The organism is Aquimarina latercula DSM 2041 (assembly GCF_000430645.1).
GTDB lineage: Bacteria > Bacteroidota > Bacteroidia > Flavobacteriales > Flavobacteriaceae > Aquimarina > Aquimarina latercula.
This window is the reverse complement of record NZ_AUMK01000012.1, coordinates 113105-131512: the sequence shown is the minus strand read 5'-3', so window position 1 is coordinate 131512 and position 18408 is coordinate 113105. Positions and strand designations below refer to the sequence as shown.

Genomic DNA, 18408 nt, shown 5'->3' with positions numbered 1-18408 from the left:
TAAATAACAAGAATCAAAGCCCATCGATCCTAAATCTTTTCTCTAAAAAACTGGGCCTCATTAGTTATTTGATCTTAAAACTTATATTAAATTTAATTGCTAAATTATCTTCAAAATCTTCATTTGAATAAAAACCATATCTATAAAACCCGCCTAAACCAAATCCTAAATAACCTAAATTGAGGTAATTCACTTTAAATAAACTCTTTAACTCTAAACCACTTTCTAAAAACACCTCATCCATTGTGTTAAAAGGAACAAGAGCGTTATTGTTATTAATAAGATTACCCCAACCTATATTTTGATGCACTACGATATCAGGTTGAAATTTTCCAATTTTAAACAACAATCCCTCGAAATTGTGAGCAATAAAAAGGTTAGCGTATCTATCAGACACGAATTCGTATGGAGTCATTGTCTGAAAAAGATTTTTACTAAAAAAAGGGTAGTCAGTATCGTAATTACCTTTTCCTGTAAACGACAATCCATAAGGAACTGCATTATCTATATAGCCACCCTCCATCCTATAACTAGTCTTTCCAAAGCTTTTAGTGTAAAAAGAATGATCTAGAGATACTTCGATTTTATTATAATCCATATCTCCATCAAGAATATCATCAAATCCTTTGGAAAACGAAAAACCAATAACCGGGTAATCTGTTCCCGATGTGAATCTTTGGTTAAACGAATTAATCATTTTTTCCTTATATGCATATCTAAGATTAAGAGATAAACTGCTATTGGTATATTCTCTAAAGTTTGTTGTTTCACTAATGAATTCATATTCGTACTTAGGATTAACTGAAGTATGATTAAAGGATAAATCAGCTGTTAAATATTTTAAACTTCTGAAATGAACATTTACCGAATGCTCTCTTATCTTATCAAAGTTAAATCCTAAATAACTTCTGAAATTTAAAAACTCTAAATCTTGTTGTTGCCTATTGTAATTACCAACTTCTCTTAAGTTTACCTGATACTGATATCCTATGGATACTTCGTTCTTTTTTGACACCAAGTAATTTACTTCTCCACCATATTTCCAATCTTTATCATCAAATCCATATCCCACAAAACCACCTAAACTTAATCGATCATCAAACTTATCATTTGTATACAAGCCTGTTCCTAATCGAAAACCTTCAAATTGATTCATGATTATTGTTTTATTTATATCAATATCTACAATACCAACTGGAATTTTACCTCTAAAAAGACTCTCTGATAAGGTTAAAAACTTATCTAAATCCACCTTTTCTCCAATACTATCTAAAACTCTATACGTAATCTTTTCTTTTTGATTTAAGACTGTATTTCGATTTAGGTTCCAGAATACACTATCCTTTTTAGTAGCACCTTCTGCAATACTAACAACCTCTATTGGAAAATCTCTTTTTTGTAACAAGGTATCTAAAGAAATATTAGTAATATAACTTTTACCATTCATCACTAAATTATTTTCTTTACTTGGATACTCTGGCATAGACAATTTATAATTCAATTGTTCAGGAAACCATATAGAATCTCTTAACAACGCATACTTTTGTTGAATTTTTAAATCAATTTTTCCTTTTTGATATGGAGAAGCTGTAACATTCTGTATTGCAAATTTATTAGTGTTTATATGGATTATTCCCTTTAACCCTTCAAAGTTTTTATTTGCCTTTGGCTGAAAAGAAATCACATGTATTGTATCCTTTTTTACTGGTATACTCTCTTCAAGAAAAAATTTATACTTTTTTAAGCTTCCTTTAGATATCGGGTTTAAGTAATTAACCTCGAACAAATTTATCATATCAGTATAAAAAGAAAAAGGTTGAATATCTGTAGCTAGTGATGCAAATTGAGGATTTCTAAAACCTGAAACTTTAGTTCCGACAACTACTTCATTACTTAAATCCGGTTCTAAAAATTTTCTTCTAGTAATACTCTCCATGATCATCATATGCCCACCTTTAAGTCTTTTTACCAATGACACCGAATCTTTATTTTTTTTTGAGCGGACATCAAAAATAATTTTATTGTAAGAGTTATATGCAAAAGACTGCAACTTCTCTGGATCATTTATTTCCCTATTTTTAATCGCGTTTCTTATAATTCTATTTGCTGGATTCTCGGTTGAAGAAATAACAACTTGATCTAGTTGATTTTCTTTCGGTATTAATTCAATAACTATATAAGTAGTATCTATTACATCAATAGTTTTTTTATTGTACCCTAAATAACTACAAACCAAACTATTAATGTCTGTATCAGAACTAAAAACAAAGTTTCCGTCAATATCAGTAATAGTACCTAATGTTTTGTTGTTATTAAAAACGATAGTAGAAAACGCTAGTGGCTCTTTTGTATTAAAATCAAGCACTTTTCCTTTTAAAGATTTTTGAGAAAAAATAGAACTCCCAACTAATAAAAAGCACCAAATTACTATTCTGTACATATATTATGTTTTTAGTATTTGACTCTACGTATTAAATTTTGTTACAAACATTTATTTCTTATAAAAGTTAAAGAATTCTTAGTAGCTGAGTATGAATCAATTTAATATTCTAATTTGCTTAAACCTAATACAAACCAAAAGTATAAATCACTTACTAATGCAAAACCAAAAACACCTTTTTGATCTATCCCAAGAAATTACCTATTTAAATGGAGCCTATATGGCTCCACAATTAAAATCAGTTACCGAAATTGGTATGCAATCTTTACAAAAGAAATCACATCCTAATGAAATCTTACCTGAAGATTTTTTTAATGATAAAGAAATTTTAAAACAGCGTTTCGCAACATTAATTGATGCTCCAGATTATAGAAATACAGCTATTATTCCTTCCGTTTCATATGGTATTGCCAATGCTGCAAATAATATTCCTTTACAAAGTGGTGATGAAATCATCTTAGTTGATGAACAATTTCCTAGTAACGTATATATCTGGCAAGAGGTAGCCAAAAAAAACAATGCCATTATCAAAGTTGTATATCCTCCAAAAGATTTTAAAGATCGTGGTATGTTATGGAATCAACATATTTTAGATGCTATATCTCCAAATACTGCGGTTATTGCTTTGCCTCATATACATTGGGCAGATGGAACTTTATTCGATCTAAAAGCTATCCGTGAAAAAGCTAACATGGTAAAAGCTATGTTAGTCATAGATGGTACACAAAGTGTTGGCGCATTGCCATTTTCTGTTCAAGATATTGAACCTGATGCTTTAGTTTGTGGAGGTTATAAATGGTTATTAGGTCCCTACTCTATCGGAATGGCTTATTACAGTGATGCTTTTAACGATGGAACACCTATTGAACATAATTGGATGAATAGACACAATAGTGAGGATTTTTCTGGACTTACTAATTATGAAGATCGTTACAAAGAAAAAGCAGCTAGATATTCTGTAGGAGAATCTAGCAATTTTATATTAACGCCCATGTTGATAAATGCTATAGAGCAATTGATTGCATGGCAACCAAAAAACATTCAGGAGTATGCAAAAAATATCTCTAAAGATACCATACAAAAGCTTAGAGAATTAGGTTGCTTTATTGAGAATGACTCTTTCAGAGCACATCATCTTTTTGGCATCTACCTTCCTAATCAAATCAATTTAGACGAACTAAAGGTTCGATTAAAAAGAGAGCAAATATTTGTTTCATTTAGAGGGAATGCCATACGAGTTTCTTGCAATGTATATAACTCTGAAAAAGATTTTGAAAGACTACTACTTCAATTCTCTTAATAAATCAGACGTTCTTTTTTGGATACGTTTATATAGCTGTTATATTTGCTACAAAATCTTCGCTACGTGAGTCAAATCTTAATCACGCAAACTTTTGCACAGTCTCAGCAATTGCAGAAACTGGGAAATGCTATTGCCCAATCCGAAAGTAAAATTCATTTACAAGGTCTCATTGGATCTTCATTATCCTTTGCAATTGAAAATGCTTTTCTACAAGCAGAAAAACCTTTTTTATGTATTTTTAGTGATAAAGAAGAAGCAGCCTATTACCTAAATGATTTAGAACAATTATTGGGTGATAAAAATGTGCTTTTTTACCCTGGTAGTTACCGAAGACCTTATCAAATTGAAGAAACTGACAATGCCAATGTTTTATTAAGAGCAGAAGTATTAAATAGAATTAACTCGCGTAAAAAACCTGCTCTGATCGTTACCTATCCTGATGCGTTATTCGAAAAGGTAGTTACTCGGAAAGAATTAGAAAAAAACACCTTAAAAATATCTATTGGGGATACTTTATCATTAGATTTTGTAAATGAAGTATTATTCGAGTATCAGTTTCAAAGAGTAGATTTTGTCACTGAACCTGGTGAATTTTCTGTACGTGGTGGTATAGTAGATGTATTCTCTTTTAGTAATGACGAGCCTTATCGCATAGAATTTTTTGGTGATGAAGTAGATAGCATCAGAACCTTTGATGTAGAAACTCAATTATCGACAGAACAAATTAAAAAGATCACTATCATTCCCAATGTCGAGAATAAAGCCATGCAAGAAACTCGTGAGAGTTTCTTAAAATACATTGCTTCCAAAACCGTCATTTTTGCAAAAGACATTGATCTTCTTTCTTCAAGAATTGATAAAAATTTTGAAAAAGCCAAAGAAGCCTTCAAAACACTTTCTGAAGATATCAAGCATGGTACACCTGAAGAACTATTTGCTTCTTCAGAATTAATCAAAAAACAACTACTAAATTTTACATTAGTAGAAATAGGAAACAGACCTCTAACTAAAGCTGATTATGCCATAAAGTTTGATACAAAACCTCAGCCTTCCTTTAACAAGCAGTTTGATTTATTGATTAAGAACCTTAATGAAAACCACGAAAAAGAATATAAGAATTATATTTTCTGTGTAAGTGAACAACAAGCTAAACGTTTCCATGATATTTTTGATGATGCTGATCTTGATGTAAAACAATACGAAACAATTGTATTTTCTGCATTTCAAGGGTTTATAGATCATAATCGTAAAATTGCTTGTTATACAGATCATCAAATTTTTGAGCGCTACCATAAGTTTAGTCTAAAAAGTGGATATGCCAAAAAACAAGCTATTACATTAAAAGAGCTTACTAATTTAGAAGTTGGTGATTATGTAACTCATATTGATCATGGAATCGGAAAATTCGGCGGACTCCAAAAAATAGATGTAGAAGGTAAAAAGCAGGAAGCTATCAAATTGATTTATGGAGAACGTGATGTATTATACCTAAGTATTCATTCTCTTCATAAAATCTCTAAGTTTAATGGTAAAGATGGTAAACCACCACAAATATATAAGCTAGGTTCTAAGGCTTGGAAAACGTTAAAACAAAAAACAAAAGCAAGAGTAAAACATATTGCTTTTAACTTAATTCAGTTATACGCAAAAAGAAAACTTCAAAAGGGATTTCAGTATAACCCTGACAGTTATTTACAACATGAATTAGAAGCATCTTTTATATATGAGGATACACCTGATCAAAGTACTGCAACAGAAGCTGTAAAAGCTGATATGGAAAGCGAAAGACCGATGGATCGATTAATTTGTGGTGATGTTGGTTTTGGTAAAACTGAAGTTGCCATAAGAGCTGCATTTAAAGCTGTGGATAACGGAAAACAAGTAGCCATATTAGTCCCAACCACTATTCTTGCTTTTCAGCATGCTAAAACATTTAGAGAACGACTAAAGGATTTTCCAGTAGTGGTAGATTATGTAAATCGTTTCCGTACTGCCAAACAAAAAAGAGAAACACTAGAAGATTTAGCTTCTGGAAAAGTTGATATCATTATAGGAACCCATCAATTGGTAAATAAGAATGTCAAATTTAAGGATCTTGGATTATTAGTAATCGATGAAGAACAAAAATTTGGTGTCTCCGTAAAAGACAAATTAAAAACAATCAAGGAAAATGTTGATACGCTTACATTAACAGCTACACCTATCCCAAGAACATTACAATTTAGCTTAATGGCGGCAAGGGATTTATCTACAATAACTACACCTCCGCCAAATCGATATCCGATTGAAACCAATGTTATTAGATTTACTGAAGAAACGATTAGAGATGCGGTGAGTTATGAAATTCAACGTGGTGGACAGGTATATTTTATTCACAACAGAATAGAAAACATTAAAGAAGTAGCTGGGATGATACAACGTCTAGTTCCTGATGCTAAAGTAGGTATTGGGCATGGTCAAATGGATGGTAAAAAATTAGAAAGCTTGATGCTCTCTTTTATGAATGGAGAGTTTGATGTACTTGTGTCTACTACTATCGTAGAAAGTGGATTGGATGTACCCAATGCAAATACTATTTTTATCAACAATGCTAATAACTTTGGGCTATCAGACTTACATCAAATGAGAGGTCGTGTTGGTAGAAGTAATAAAAAAGCATTCTGTTATTTTATTACACCACCCTATTCTGCAATGACAGAAGATGCAAGAAAACGTATTACTGCTTTAGAAATGCATTCTGATTTAGGTAGCGGATTTAATATCGCTATGAAAGATCTAGAAATTCGTGGAGCAGGTGATTTATTAGGAGGAGAACAAAGTGGATTTATTAACGAGATTGGTTTCGATACTTATCAAAAAATATTAAATGAAGCTATAGAAGAATTAAAAGAAAATGAGTTTGCAGAATTATATGAAGATGATAAAAAAGAAAAAGCATATTTAAAAGATACACAAATTGATACCGATTTTGAATTATTATTTCCTGATAGTTACATCAACAATATTACTGAGCGACTTAACCTATACACAGAACTTAATGGTATTAAAGATGAAACCGGATTACGGGAATATGAAAAGCGATTAATCGACCGATTTGGAGAATTACCCGATCAAGCAATTGATCTTTTAAACTCCGTACGCATCAAATGGATTGCTACATCAATAGGTATTGAGAAAATAATCATGAAACAAAATAAACTTATTGGATATTTTATTAGTGATCAACAATCTAGTTTTTACCAAAGTCCTGCATTTTCAAAAGTACTTCAATTTGTACAAAAGAACCCAAATGTCTGCAAAATGAAAGAAAAAAACACAAGGAATGGATTAAGGCTATTACTGACTTTCGAAAATATTGACTCTGTTAATACTGGTCTTAAAGTATTGCAACCATTAAAATTTACAGCTAGTGAATCTGAAAATTCTTAAGTACTAATTAAAATATAAGCGTTAAAATTAACTTTAAATATCACAAAACTAAATTACCGTTCATCGATTTAAAAGTGCATTTCAACGTCATTTTAACCATTTTTAACTACAAAAAACGATTAATATTATTTTAAATTTCTAATTTCATTTCAGATTATAAGTACTAAACCAACTTAAATTATGAGACGAAAAGAAAAATTCAGTTTTTTAAAAGGATCTTTATCGAGAAAGATAAATATGGATACTAGGAATAATAATAAACTTTATGCTATCAACTATTCAAATGTAGAAAGAAGGTTTGCTGAAGAATTAGAAAACTACAAAAATCACCCTGAACTTATCGATATAGAAGAATTTTCTATAAACTATTCGTTTGGTTACCATTACAGTAATGATATTGATGACCTTCATAGTAAAGAAGCTATGTTTATAGAGGTTAAGAGTTATCTGCAAAATCTAAGAATGTGCGCTTAAATCTAAAAACTACAGTTGCAACAATAAAATCTCTACTGTCCTAATTAATTATCTTATATAAAGAATACATCTTATTCCAAAAACATAGGTTTTTGCATTAGAATAATTCCTATATTTCATCTCCAAAGGGATTTACTAAAAACCCTTCAAAACCCTATTATACTTGAAATGTCAGGTTAATGACGGGTCAAAGTCAAGTCAAAAAATTTGAGATTTTATCTCTTACAACTAATATTGCTGTATCAAATGAAAACAAGTTCTAGTAATTCTACTGCAGGGAATACTACTTCACAAGAAACGAAAAACTTAAAAATCATGGAACAACCAGCATTAGGTATTAAAATATCCGAATTAAGAAAATCTAAAGGACTTACACAGGAAGAGCTCGTAGAACAATGCAATATTAGTGTTCGAACTATACAACGCATTGAGGCGGGAGAAGTAACTCCAAGAAGCTACACAATAAAAACAATCTTATCGGCACTGGATTATGACTTAGAAAAAATACAAACCGAAAATTCTAAAGTAGCTAAAGAATTTAAAAAACTTTTTCTTCTTGATATTGATGACAGTAAAGAAGCTAGTTTTTTAACTAGACAACTGACCATATCTTGGATTAGTGGTATTGTATATTTTATTCTTGGATTTGGAGAATTTGCATTGGACTATTCAAGATATTTTGGTAGTGAAATGTTAGTCTCCACTGCACTTTACAGTGTATTAAAATTGGTAATTCTAGTAGCAATTATACTTTTTATGAGAGGTTTCATACTATCTGGCAAAATTTTTAAAAACTACTTATTGAGAATAACTGCTTTTATATTTACATCTATGACAATTATTTTCTATACCTATGATTTAATATCCTTACACATAGGTGAGTTAGATTTTACCTACATAATTGGCGCTCAAGCTGTCACTTTTGGAGTTATTGGTATTCTTTTAGGAATCTCGGTGATTAGGCTTCAAAATGCATTAGGAATGTTAGCAAAAACTACGGGTATCTTCGAAATTATTGCTTATGGATGTATGGCCACAGTTATATTAGGGTTTCTTGGGTATTTCTTACTTACTCCTACCATTATTCTTGAAATAATCCTTTTGTATAGGATCTCTGAAATGATAAAAGCTAAGCAACAAGAAACAGACTTAGCGTAATCCCTTCTTCATTTTAAAAATACTCATCAAAATCATTGAATTAACTTTCTATGACAAGGAATTCTATGTCTAATCTCAATTAAAAAACATGAAAAAATACATTAAAATTTGTTCTATTTCTATTCTAGCTTTAGTCTTAGCATATTATCTTTTTGAACCGATATTTGTCTATACCATCGGTTGGAAAAACAAGCCTAACACTTCCAATATTCAACCGGTTCAAATACACAATGACCTCATATTAAAGAAGGCAGATAGTATTCTTAAGGCAATCTACACAAAATTAGATGCGCCAGCTGTATCAATTGCAGTTGGTCAAAACAATAAAGTCATATGGTCTAATGTTATCGGATATCAAGATATTGAGGATAAAACCTTAGCAGATCTTACCACTAAATTTAGAATAGGAAGCACCTCAAAAGCAGTCACTTCTTTAGGAATAGGTGTTTTACTTCAAAACAATAAGCTTAATTTAGACCATCAGGTAAAACAGTTCGTCTCATATGTAGACAAACCTCTTAAAGATTTGACTTTAAAACAATTAGGATCGCATACTTCTGGGATAAGAAATTATGGAACTTGTCTTTGTTTTCCTATTTGGGAATATTACAATAACGATTCTTATTCTAGTGTAGAAGAAAGCGTTTCATTATTTAATAATGATGAATTATTATTTACCCCTGGGAATAATTTTAGTTATAGCAGTTATAATTATACACTTCTTAGTGCAATGATTGAAGAAGCTTCAGGAAAACCATTTCCTGAATTCATGAAAGAATCTGTATTCGAACCATTACATGCTACATTTATTATTGAGGAAACTTCGGAAACTATAAAGGATGCCGCAGAGTTTTATGATGTAACTAATCAAAAATATAAAAAGGTATACCCCGTTAACAATAGTAATAAATGGGCTGGAGGAGGTTTTTTGGCATCTCCAACCGACCTCATCAAACTAGGAAATGCTTTTTTAAATAATGAATTATTCGATAAAAACACTACTGATCTCCTAACTACACCAGTAATGCTCAATAATTCTAAAGTTAACGAACAGAATTATGCTATTGGTTGGAGGAATGATGCCAAAGATATATTTAACAACGGTACCACAATCAGGGTTTGGCATCATGGAGGTATTGCTAATGGATCCATCTCCTTATTAGCATTATTTCCTGAGCATAACTTATCAATATCAATGCTGGCTAATAAAAATGGCTCATCATCGGATTTATTCGAAAATGTATATGCAATTGCAAAAAATTTTATTAATCAAAAAATTTAACAAGATGAAAAATATAAAAAAGGTCAGAATTCTAAATTCTGACCTTTTTTATATTTGAATTAGCCTTAATTAAATACCTACTGCGGACTAAAATGGTCCTCCAACAGGTCTACATAAGCATCCAGCACAGATTAACGGATAATCACACTCGCTATCAGAATGACATTCGGAGTTTAATCCTCCTCCTCCATTGATTGTTTGTTGTTGTTCTTTGTTTAATTGTTTTACTCCTTGCTGAGTCAAAATCGATTTTAACATGATGAATTTATTTTAAGATTAATTTGTATTGTGGGTATAAGTTACAAAATAAAAAAGAGAAAATTTCCCTGTTTCTATTTAATAACTATAAATTAATGTTCAATACCACTTTCTATGATTCTCAAATTTTTGGTCCCAGCATCAGAAATATATAGGATTTTCTGATTCTTGCTAGCTAATATTCCATTTGGAAAATTAAATGTCGCTTCAGAAACATCTCCATCTTCGTTACCCAATACACTTCCTGCAAATACTTCAAAATCATTTTCTTTGTTTGGATTGATCTTATAAATCTTATGTTCCCCTATTTGAGTAGCAAAAAGAAAACCTCTAGCATACGTCAAAAACCCTAAAAAATTAGCATTAGGTGCTTCTGCGGGTAACTCAGCAATAAAAGTGAGTTCACCGTCTTTAAATTTATAGATTTTTCTATCATTAAAGTTACCAATATATGAATCACCTCTCCTATCGAATGCAATTCCAGCTGGTCCATTAATTGGTGATCCTTCATATAACTTAGTGATTGTATTATTTTCTGATAATAAATTAATCGTATTCGTATTATATTCGACGAACAACATATCGTTGGTCCCTGGTATTCTTTTTATACCTGCCGGAGAAATTGCCGGAATACTATCCAATTGCGCACCTTCTTCTGAGTACTTATAAATAGTATTGCCAAAATGATCACAAACATAAATTTCATCATTTTTATTAATACCAATCCCATTTGGAGAAACCAGACTATCTACAAAAACTGTTACTTCTCTAGAAGGAGTCATTTTATAAACTGTATTTCCGACAAAATCAGATCCATATAAATTCCCTTTACGATCTATTGCCAGTCCATCGTGAAATGAACCATCTGTCACCGTATCTACCGTGGTTACTATATTGGGAACTTCGCCCGGTCTACAAGAAGTAACCAATAGCGATAAAACAAAAATAGAAGGGGTAACATATGAGCATATCGCTTTCTTTATTGCTGAAAAAAAATTAACTGTTCGTTTCATTTGATATAATTTTAAAGTTATACTCAAAACTGAGTCAAAAAACTTTAAAAATCGACCTAATGTATACGCTGAAACTTCTTTAAGAGGTTTGTAATGTTTTTATATAATTACTTGGAGTGTCATTCTTAATCATTTTAAAAGCCTTATTAAAAGTTGATTTCGAATTAAAACCTGAATCTAACGACAATGCTAAAATAGTATGATTAAAATGCTCTCCTTTTTGGATTTTGGAGATAAATTCTTGAACTCTATATGTATTTACATAATCATAAAAATTACATTGATGTATATTATTGAGTAACCAAGATATATTGTTAGTAGAAGTATTGAGTTCTTTAGAAAGATCCTTTAAAGTAAGTTCATTATTTAAATATATCTTTTTATTAACCATAAGATCCTCTAAATTCTTTTTTAATATTTCCAGTTCTTCTCCATTCAACCTTTCTTTTGAAACAGTTTTTTTCTTACTAAGTGGAACCCTAAATATTTCGGGTTGCTTTAAACTAAAAAATCCAACAATATAAATAAATACGGGAATTGACATCCAAATTAGATGATAACTTATAAAATACAACTCCTTAAATCTCATAAAATAATTAGCATAACTTATGATCCATAAAATCATAAAAACTGAAATTCCAAATAAAAAAAACCTTAGGAAGATTTGTACTTTCTGCGAATAAGAAAGGTTTGTTTTTTCTGCAGTTTTATAGATACTGAGCAAATGATATGATTTAGCAACATATACTACATTACTTATTAAACCTACAGTCTCTACAATAAAATAAACAAAATTAAAGCCACCTTCACTGATTATAATTTGTAATTCTTCTCTAGTATAAAATAACGTCCAACTAAAAAATACTACATGAAGAAAAGCAGGAATAAAATGATACCAAGGAGTTTTATAACCCGGAGATTCATTAAAAGTCAATCTTCTTATGTACGTATATAGCAAAGGTCCAAAAATAAAAATCAATGTATCCACAAATCCTGCTATTCGGAAAAATAAAACTCCAGAAAATCTCGGATAAAACACCCTGCCTACAAGCATCAAACAGGCTATTAATAGTATAAAAGATAAGATCCTATTAGCTGGTTTATTTTTATTATGAAGCAATGAAAGAGTAATCGCAAGAAAAACTCCTTGACTAATTCCTAAGAATAATAATAAATCAACAATTCCGAATGAATCCATATAGAAGTTTAAATATTCCCTTTTTCAAATCTAATCAAATTTAAAAATTAGAAAGACCGTTTGGGTACACTCGTACTTTTTATATCAATCTATCTGTCATTTTTATATAATAATGGCTGAATAATGTTTTGAAGATAGTTAAGTTCTTCATCGGACAACTGCTGTATTTCTAAAGCTTTTATACATTCTTGTAACTGATGTTCAGTTCTAAAACCAACAACAGAAGAAGTAATAGATTTATGATTTAAAACAAACTGAATTGCTATTTGTCCGATAGTCCTATCCTCATTAGATAATTGTTTTAACTTTTTAATAACAATATCAACATCAGAAGAAATATATTCTAAGTACTCTTTTGCCTTTTTCCCTGCTAACAATCCCTTTGCTATCGATCCTCTCGATAAAACAGCTATGTTATTTTTCTGTAATAATTGTAAACAGGATTCTTCTGGTCTCCTATCCAAAAGACTATATTGCATCATTACACTAGAAATTCTAGAGTGTTTTATATATTCTCTTATTACATTAGGTCGAATAGACGAAATACCATAGTATCTTATTTTACCTTCTGCTTTTAATGTTTCGAAAGCATCTATAGTTTCTTCAATAGGATCATCAATAGTTCCTCCATGTAATTGATAAAGATCTATATAATCAGTCTTTAAGCGAGTTAAACTCTTTTCTACAGAATTTATAATATATTTTTTACTTGGATTCCAATCCCAGCCTTCTCCATTTTCTCTAGGTTGATTCCCAACTTTTGTGCCTATAATAATCTTGTTTCTAAAACTTTTAACGGCCTTACCTAGCATTTCTTCGTTGTTACCATTTTGATATAAATCAGCTGTATCAAAATAATTAATCCCTTTATCGAAAGCCAAATGGATTAGTTCTTTTGTTTTTTCAAAATCTTCTTCAAGAGACATACAACCAAAAGATATTTCACTAATCTCCACATCCGAATTACCAAGTCTGCGATATTTCATTTATTCTTTTGTATTAAGACTAATTATTAAAAATGATAAAAAGCATCTTCAAGATGCTCAATTTCCGTTCGCAACTTATTTTTAATTATTGCTATAATATCAAAACGTATCTCTTCATCGAAATCATTTTCCTCTACGTAGTGATTTATCGCTTTGATCAATAATTGTATTTGTTTCTGTTTTACAAAATCCTGTGGATCACCAAACTCTGGTGTGCTTCTGGTTTTTACTTCGACAACCACTATTGTATTACTTTTCTTGGCTATAATATCAATTTCAGCCTTTAGATATCTATAATTTTGTTCTAGAATTTCATATCCCTTTTTTTCTAAAAACTTAACAGCTAATGTTTCTCCTTCCTTACCAAGTAAATTATGCTCTGCCACCCCTACGTATACTTTAAGGTTACAGATTCCTTTTGTACTTCCAAAGAAATTTCTGCCCCCATAATTAATGCTCTATTATCTTCAATATGCCCCATCGGAAAATCAAATACCACAGGAAAACTATAATCTCGTACAATTTCTAAAATAATTTCTTTAGCATTTTTTCCAAAAGAAATATTATTATCGTGCATCTTAGTCATCCCCCCAACAATTAAACCGGACAATCCATCAAAATATCCATTACGTTTTAAATTCTGGAGCATTCTATCAACATGATATAAATATTCGTCTAAATCCTCAATACAAAGTATTTTTCCTTTACAATCAATAGATGATTTAGAACCACAAATAGAATATAAGATAGATAAATTACCTCCAATAACCTTTCCTTTACAATTTCCTGTTTTATTCTTTTCAAAAGAAGGAATATTATACTTAATCTTTTTTCCAAATAAAGAATCATATAGTGATTGTCTTGATTCTTCGCTACCTTTATGAATATCTATCGGCATTGCGGCATGAATTGTAGAAATTCCTAAATTGTGAATATGTGCGTGTAATACTGTAATATCAGAGTAGCCAACAATCCATTTTGGATGTTTCATAAATATAGAAAAATCTAATAGGTCTATAATTCTTATTGTACCGTAACCGCCTCGAGCACACCATATAGCTTTTATTTCATTATTATCTAACATTCTTTGAAAATCCTGCCTTCTATCATCATCTGTCCCTGCAAACTGGTTATACTCTAAATCAATAGTTGATCCCACAACAGGAGTTAAACCCCATTTTTCTACAATATTAATAGCCTCACTAATTTCTTTATGACTAATTTTTCGTGCAGTGGAAACAATGGCTATTTTATCTCCTTTTTTAACAAAATTAGGCTTCAACATTTCTTAAATTTTTCATTTTAGGATACTAATTAACAAATGTTTTCGTTCTAAACTATTATATTACGCTGAAAATCGTCCCTTAACACTAATTAAACCTATTGCCTATGATCTCTGATACTTCTTGTAACTTAGCATCGTTAGACCCTTATGTACCCTCGGCTGAGAATCCTTGGAACGTAAGCAAAATAAATCATTTATACCGAAGAGTAGCCTTTGGAGCTACTAAAACACAGGTTATCGATGCATTAAATCAGAACAACCCCTCAGCATTAGTAGATTCCTTGATTGATGAAGCAATTGCCTTAGTTCCAACTGCTGCCCCAGAATGGGCTTTTTGGAATCGAGATCAATTTGAAGCCGCTGAAATGGCTAACGAGGACAATGATATTAATTTTTATCAAGATGAGGGTAAAAGACAAATGATATATGATTTTGTGCAAAACGGATTGAGAGATCGTTTAACACTATTTTGGAGTAATCACTTTGTTACTGAGGATCAATCGTACAGAAGTCCTGCTTATCAATATCAATATTATAATCTTCTTCAATTTCATGCATTAGGTGATTTTAGACAATTTGTATATGATATCGGTATATCTTCTGCTATGTTGGTATATCTAAATGGAGATGAGAACACAAGAGACAGACCTAATGAAAATTATGCCAGAGAATTATATGAATTATTTACATTAGGTGTAGATAATGGATATAATGAAAATGATATTATCGAAACTGCCAAGGCTATTACCGGTTGGGTAGAGACTAATGATATTCCTTGGGGACCTATTACTTTTAATCCTGGTCAATTTAGTAATGACACAAAAGATATTTTTGGTCAAACCGCTAACTTTGGATATTATGGACTTGGAAGCCCTGATGACGTAATTGCACATTTGTTTGCGCAACGAGAAACATTAATAGCTAATTTTATTTGCGGTAAACTATATGCTTATTTCGTAAGTCCTACTTGTAACGAAGCAATTGTAGCCGAAATGGCACAAACATTTATAGCAAATAACTTTCAGATTGCACCAGTGTTACGTCAGCTTTTTAAAAGCGAACACTTCTTTGATCAAGAAGCTATAGGTGCCATTATTAAAAGTCCAATTGATCTATTTGTTACTCATTTTAAACAATTAAACTTTGAATCTCCTCCTACACTAGCAACTTTAAATTCTTTATTAGGGAGAACTACTACAATTGGTCAAGAAGTACTAAATCCAATTGATGTAGAAGGTTGGCAAGGAGATGAAGATTGGATTAGTCCTGACTATTTAATTGGAAGATGGGAAGGTATTCAAAGTATCATAAATACTTTTTATTCTCAGAATCAAACACAGTTCAGTGATTTCCTAAATGGTCTTCCCATTGGAACTTTAGCTGATGGTTTTGTAAATAACACATTACAAGGAGAACAGGTTAATATCGTGGTAAAAGCAATTCTAGACTATTTTCTGCCTAGAGGATTAGAAGATCAAACATTGTTCGATGAAGCATTAGCAATATTCAAGGAATTTTATCCTGAAAATTATTATGAACCTGATGCCGTTGCTCCTATTTTATGGACATTAGATTTATCAGGAGTTCCTGATCAGTTTTATGCGCTACTAAGTCACATTGATGAATTGCCTGAATTCCAACTTAAATAATTAACCTATGTGCGATACACACCACCCCAAAAATATAAAAACAAACGTTAAAGAAGGCGTTTGTAATACTGATGATCACAAAAAATGGAATCGTAGATCTTTTTTACAAGCATTAGGACTTGTAGGAGGAGGATCTATGATGCTGGCAAACACAAATCTTACCGTTTCCAGACCGTCTCCTCTATCCGTAGCTTTAAGTCAAGCAGAAACAGATAATATTTTAATCATATGCAGACTTGGTGGAGGTAATGACGGTTATAATACCATTATTCCAGTAAATCAATATGATATTTATGCAAATGCCAGACCTTTAATAAAAATACCCCCTAGTGAATTTATTAATCTAGAAGAAAACGAATACGCAATGCCCAAACCTATGAATAAATTAGAAAATTTATGGGGTGACGGGCAAATGAAAGTAGCCCATGGAGTAGGATATGAAGATCAAACGTTATCACATTTTAGAGGTACGGATATATGGGCGAATACCAATTTAACCGAAGAAGAACGTTCAGGTTTTATGGGTAGATATTTTCAAAGATTATATCCTAGTTATATTACAGACCCACCACCAAGTCCGCCTTCTATTCAGATTGGTAGTATTGGTAATCTAATTTTTAGAGGTCCAGAAAACGATTTTTCTTTTGCAATTTCAGATCCTAGAAGATTAGAAGCTTATATCGAAAATCAAGGTTATAGTTTGGACCCAGCTCCTGATTGTACATATGGTGATCGGTTAAATTTTATTAGAGAAAGTACAAACGTAACATATACATATGCAGAGGCAATATCTGAAGCATTTAATAGATCTACAGATTTCGGAGGATATTTAGAAGATGATAGTTTCGCTAGACAAATGCGTATTGTTGCTCGTTTGATAAAAGGAAATCTAGGAACCAAAGTGTATATGGTTACACTTGGAGGATTTGACACTCATAACAATCAAATACAAAGACATCAACAGTTACTAAACTCTTTCTCTGAAGGTATTAGTAATTTTTATGCAGATTTACAAGCTTCTGGTTGGGACGATAAGGTTCTTACTATGACGATTTCTGAATTTGGGAGAAGACTAGTAGAAAATGGTTCTTTAGGAACTGACCACGGTACCGTTGCTCCAATGATGTTTTTTGGAACAGGACTTAATGGTAATGGTTTTATTGGAGAACATCCGGACTTACCAGATAATCCTAGTGTTGGATTCAACGCAGAAAGTACTAATGATTTTAGACAAATCTATTCTACCGTTATGAAAGAGTGGTTGTGTATTGATCCAAGTACTGTAAGCGACGCCTTACTTGGTGAAGAGTTTGAGTCTTTAGACTTAGGGTTCACCTGTGGCGGAGTTAGTCCTAATATCCCCGGAGATGGAGAAACACTATCCCATATAGTTACTTATGATGGAGGGCAAACTTTTATAAACATTAATAACCCAGAAACTACACATGTAGATATAACATTATTTAACATTATTGGGCAAAAAGTAGCCACATTAAGAAATGAAATGCTATTAGAAGGAGAGCATGTTATTGATGTAAAAGAATCTGCTGGAACAAGATTAAGTACAGGTCAATATGTATACCGAATCGAAACCGGAGCAGGTGAGTTTAGTAAATCACTGTTAATTTCTTAATATAGTAAAAGTTATAAAATAAATATATAATAAATCCCTTAGTAATAATATATTTACTAAGGGATTTATTTTGTTATACCGTTAACTCCAAAAAAATTCTAAACGACATAAACAGATACTAGTTAATCACAAACGAATACTAAAAGAGTAGCAAGAAATCGATCTAAAATATTTAGTTTAAAATCATTTTTATTGCAAAAATTGATATTAATAAACAATATCAAAAATTATCATAATTATGACTAAATATTTCTTAACAAGAAACTAACTGTCAGATAATTACGTTTCGATAAAAATAAA

General features: G+C 31.1%; 14 protein-coding genes. 7 read left to right on the top strand and 7 right to left on the bottom strand.

The genetic code is table 11. The annotated features are described in order from the left end of the window. Positions 1–64: 64 nt before the first annotated feature. Complete coding sequence (locus H526_RS0112435) at positions 65–2440, bottom strand: DUF5686 and carboxypeptidase-like regulatory domain-containing protein (protein ID WP_027393299.1); 2376 nt, start codon at positions 2438–2440, stop codon at positions 65–67. 157 nt (positions 2441–2597) lie between these two features. On the opposite strand from H526_RS0112435, the gene H526_RS0112430 reads away from it, so the two are divergent. The 5 genes from H526_RS0112430 (at position 2598) to H526_RS0112410 (ending at position 10086) form a co-directional block, all read left to right on the top strand. Beyond that, on the top strand, positions 2598–3740 hold the full coding sequence (locus H526_RS0112430) for an aminotransferase class V-fold PLP-dependent enzyme (protein ID WP_027393298.1): 1143 nt from the start codon (positions 2598–2600) through the stop codon (positions 3738–3740). Positions 3741–3806: 66 nt separating this feature from the next. Next, on the top strand, positions 3807–7172 hold the full coding sequence (gene mfd / locus H526_RS0112425) for a transcription-repair coupling factor (RefSeq protein ID WP_027393297.1): 3366 nt from the start codon (positions 3807–3809) through the stop codon (positions 7170–7172). Between the two features lie 180 nt (positions 7173–7352). Next, entirely contained in the window at positions 7353–7646 is a 294-nt protein-coding gene (locus tag H526_RS0112420) for a hypothetical protein (RefSeq protein WP_027393296.1), read from the top strand. 246 nt (positions 7647–7892) lie between these two features. Continuing rightward, complete coding sequence (locus tag H526_RS30880) at positions 7893–8804, top strand: helix-turn-helix domain-containing protein (protein WP_051336136.1); 912 nt, start codon at positions 7893–7895, stop codon at positions 8802–8804. A gap of 88 nt (positions 8805–8892) precedes the next feature. Continuing rightward, complete coding sequence (locus tag H526_RS0112410) at positions 8893–10086, top strand: serine hydrolase domain-containing protein (protein WP_027393295.1); 1194 nt, start codon at positions 8893–8895, stop codon at positions 10084–10086. An 87-nt stretch (positions 10087–10173) separates the two neighbouring features. Here H526_RS0112410 and H526_RS31795 read toward each other — a convergent pair whose 3' ends face one another. The 6 genes from H526_RS31795 to H526_RS0112380 form a co-directional block, all read right to left on the bottom strand. Next, complete coding sequence (locus H526_RS31795; protein ID WP_155839683.1) at positions 10174–10344, bottom strand: hypothetical protein; 171 nt, start codon at positions 10342–10344, stop codon at positions 10174–10176. Between the two features lie 92 nt (positions 10345–10436). Further along, positions 10437–11357: an NHL repeat-containing protein gene (locus tag H526_RS0112400; RefSeq protein ID WP_027393294.1), complete on the bottom strand. Its 921-nt coding sequence runs from the start codon at positions 11355–11357 to the stop codon at positions 10437–10439. Between the two features lie 79 nt (positions 11358–11436). Next, positions 11437–12555, bottom strand: coding sequence for a helix-turn-helix domain-containing protein (locus H526_RS0112395; RefSeq protein WP_027393293.1), 1119 nt, complete (start codon positions 12553–12555; stop codon positions 11437–11439). An 89-nt stretch (positions 12556–12644) separates the two neighbouring features. Next, positions 12645–13541 (bottom strand): aldo/keto reductase, encoded by an 897-nt coding sequence (locus H526_RS0112390; RefSeq protein ID WP_027393292.1) that lies wholly within the window; start codon positions 13539–13541, stop codon positions 12645–12647. A 26-nt stretch (positions 13542–13567) separates the two neighbouring features. Next, positions 13568–13927 (bottom strand): YraN family protein, encoded by a 360-nt coding sequence (locus H526_RS0112385; protein WP_027393291.1) that lies wholly within the window; start codon positions 13925–13927, stop codon positions 13568–13570. Between the two features lie 2 nt (positions 13928–13929). Beyond that, on the bottom strand, positions 13930–14826 hold the full coding sequence (locus tag H526_RS0112380) for a S66 peptidase family protein (RefSeq protein WP_027393290.1): 897 nt from the start codon (positions 14824–14826) through the stop codon (positions 13930–13932). Between the two features lie 104 nt (positions 14827–14930). On the opposite strand from H526_RS0112380, the gene H526_RS0112375 reads away from it, so the two are divergent. After that, positions 14931–16475 (top strand): DUF1800 domain-containing protein, encoded by a 1545-nt coding sequence (locus H526_RS0112375; RefSeq protein WP_027393289.1) that lies wholly within the window; start codon positions 14931–14933, stop codon positions 16473–16475. A 7-nt stretch (positions 16476–16482) separates the two neighbouring features. Further along, the gene (locus H526_RS0112370) at positions 16483–18108 is read left to right on the top strand and encodes a DUF1501 domain-containing protein (protein WP_027393288.1); all 1626 of its coding nucleotides are present in this window, start codon (positions 16483–16485) and stop codon (positions 18106–18108) included. The last annotated feature ends 300 nt before the right edge of the window (positions 18109–18408 follow it).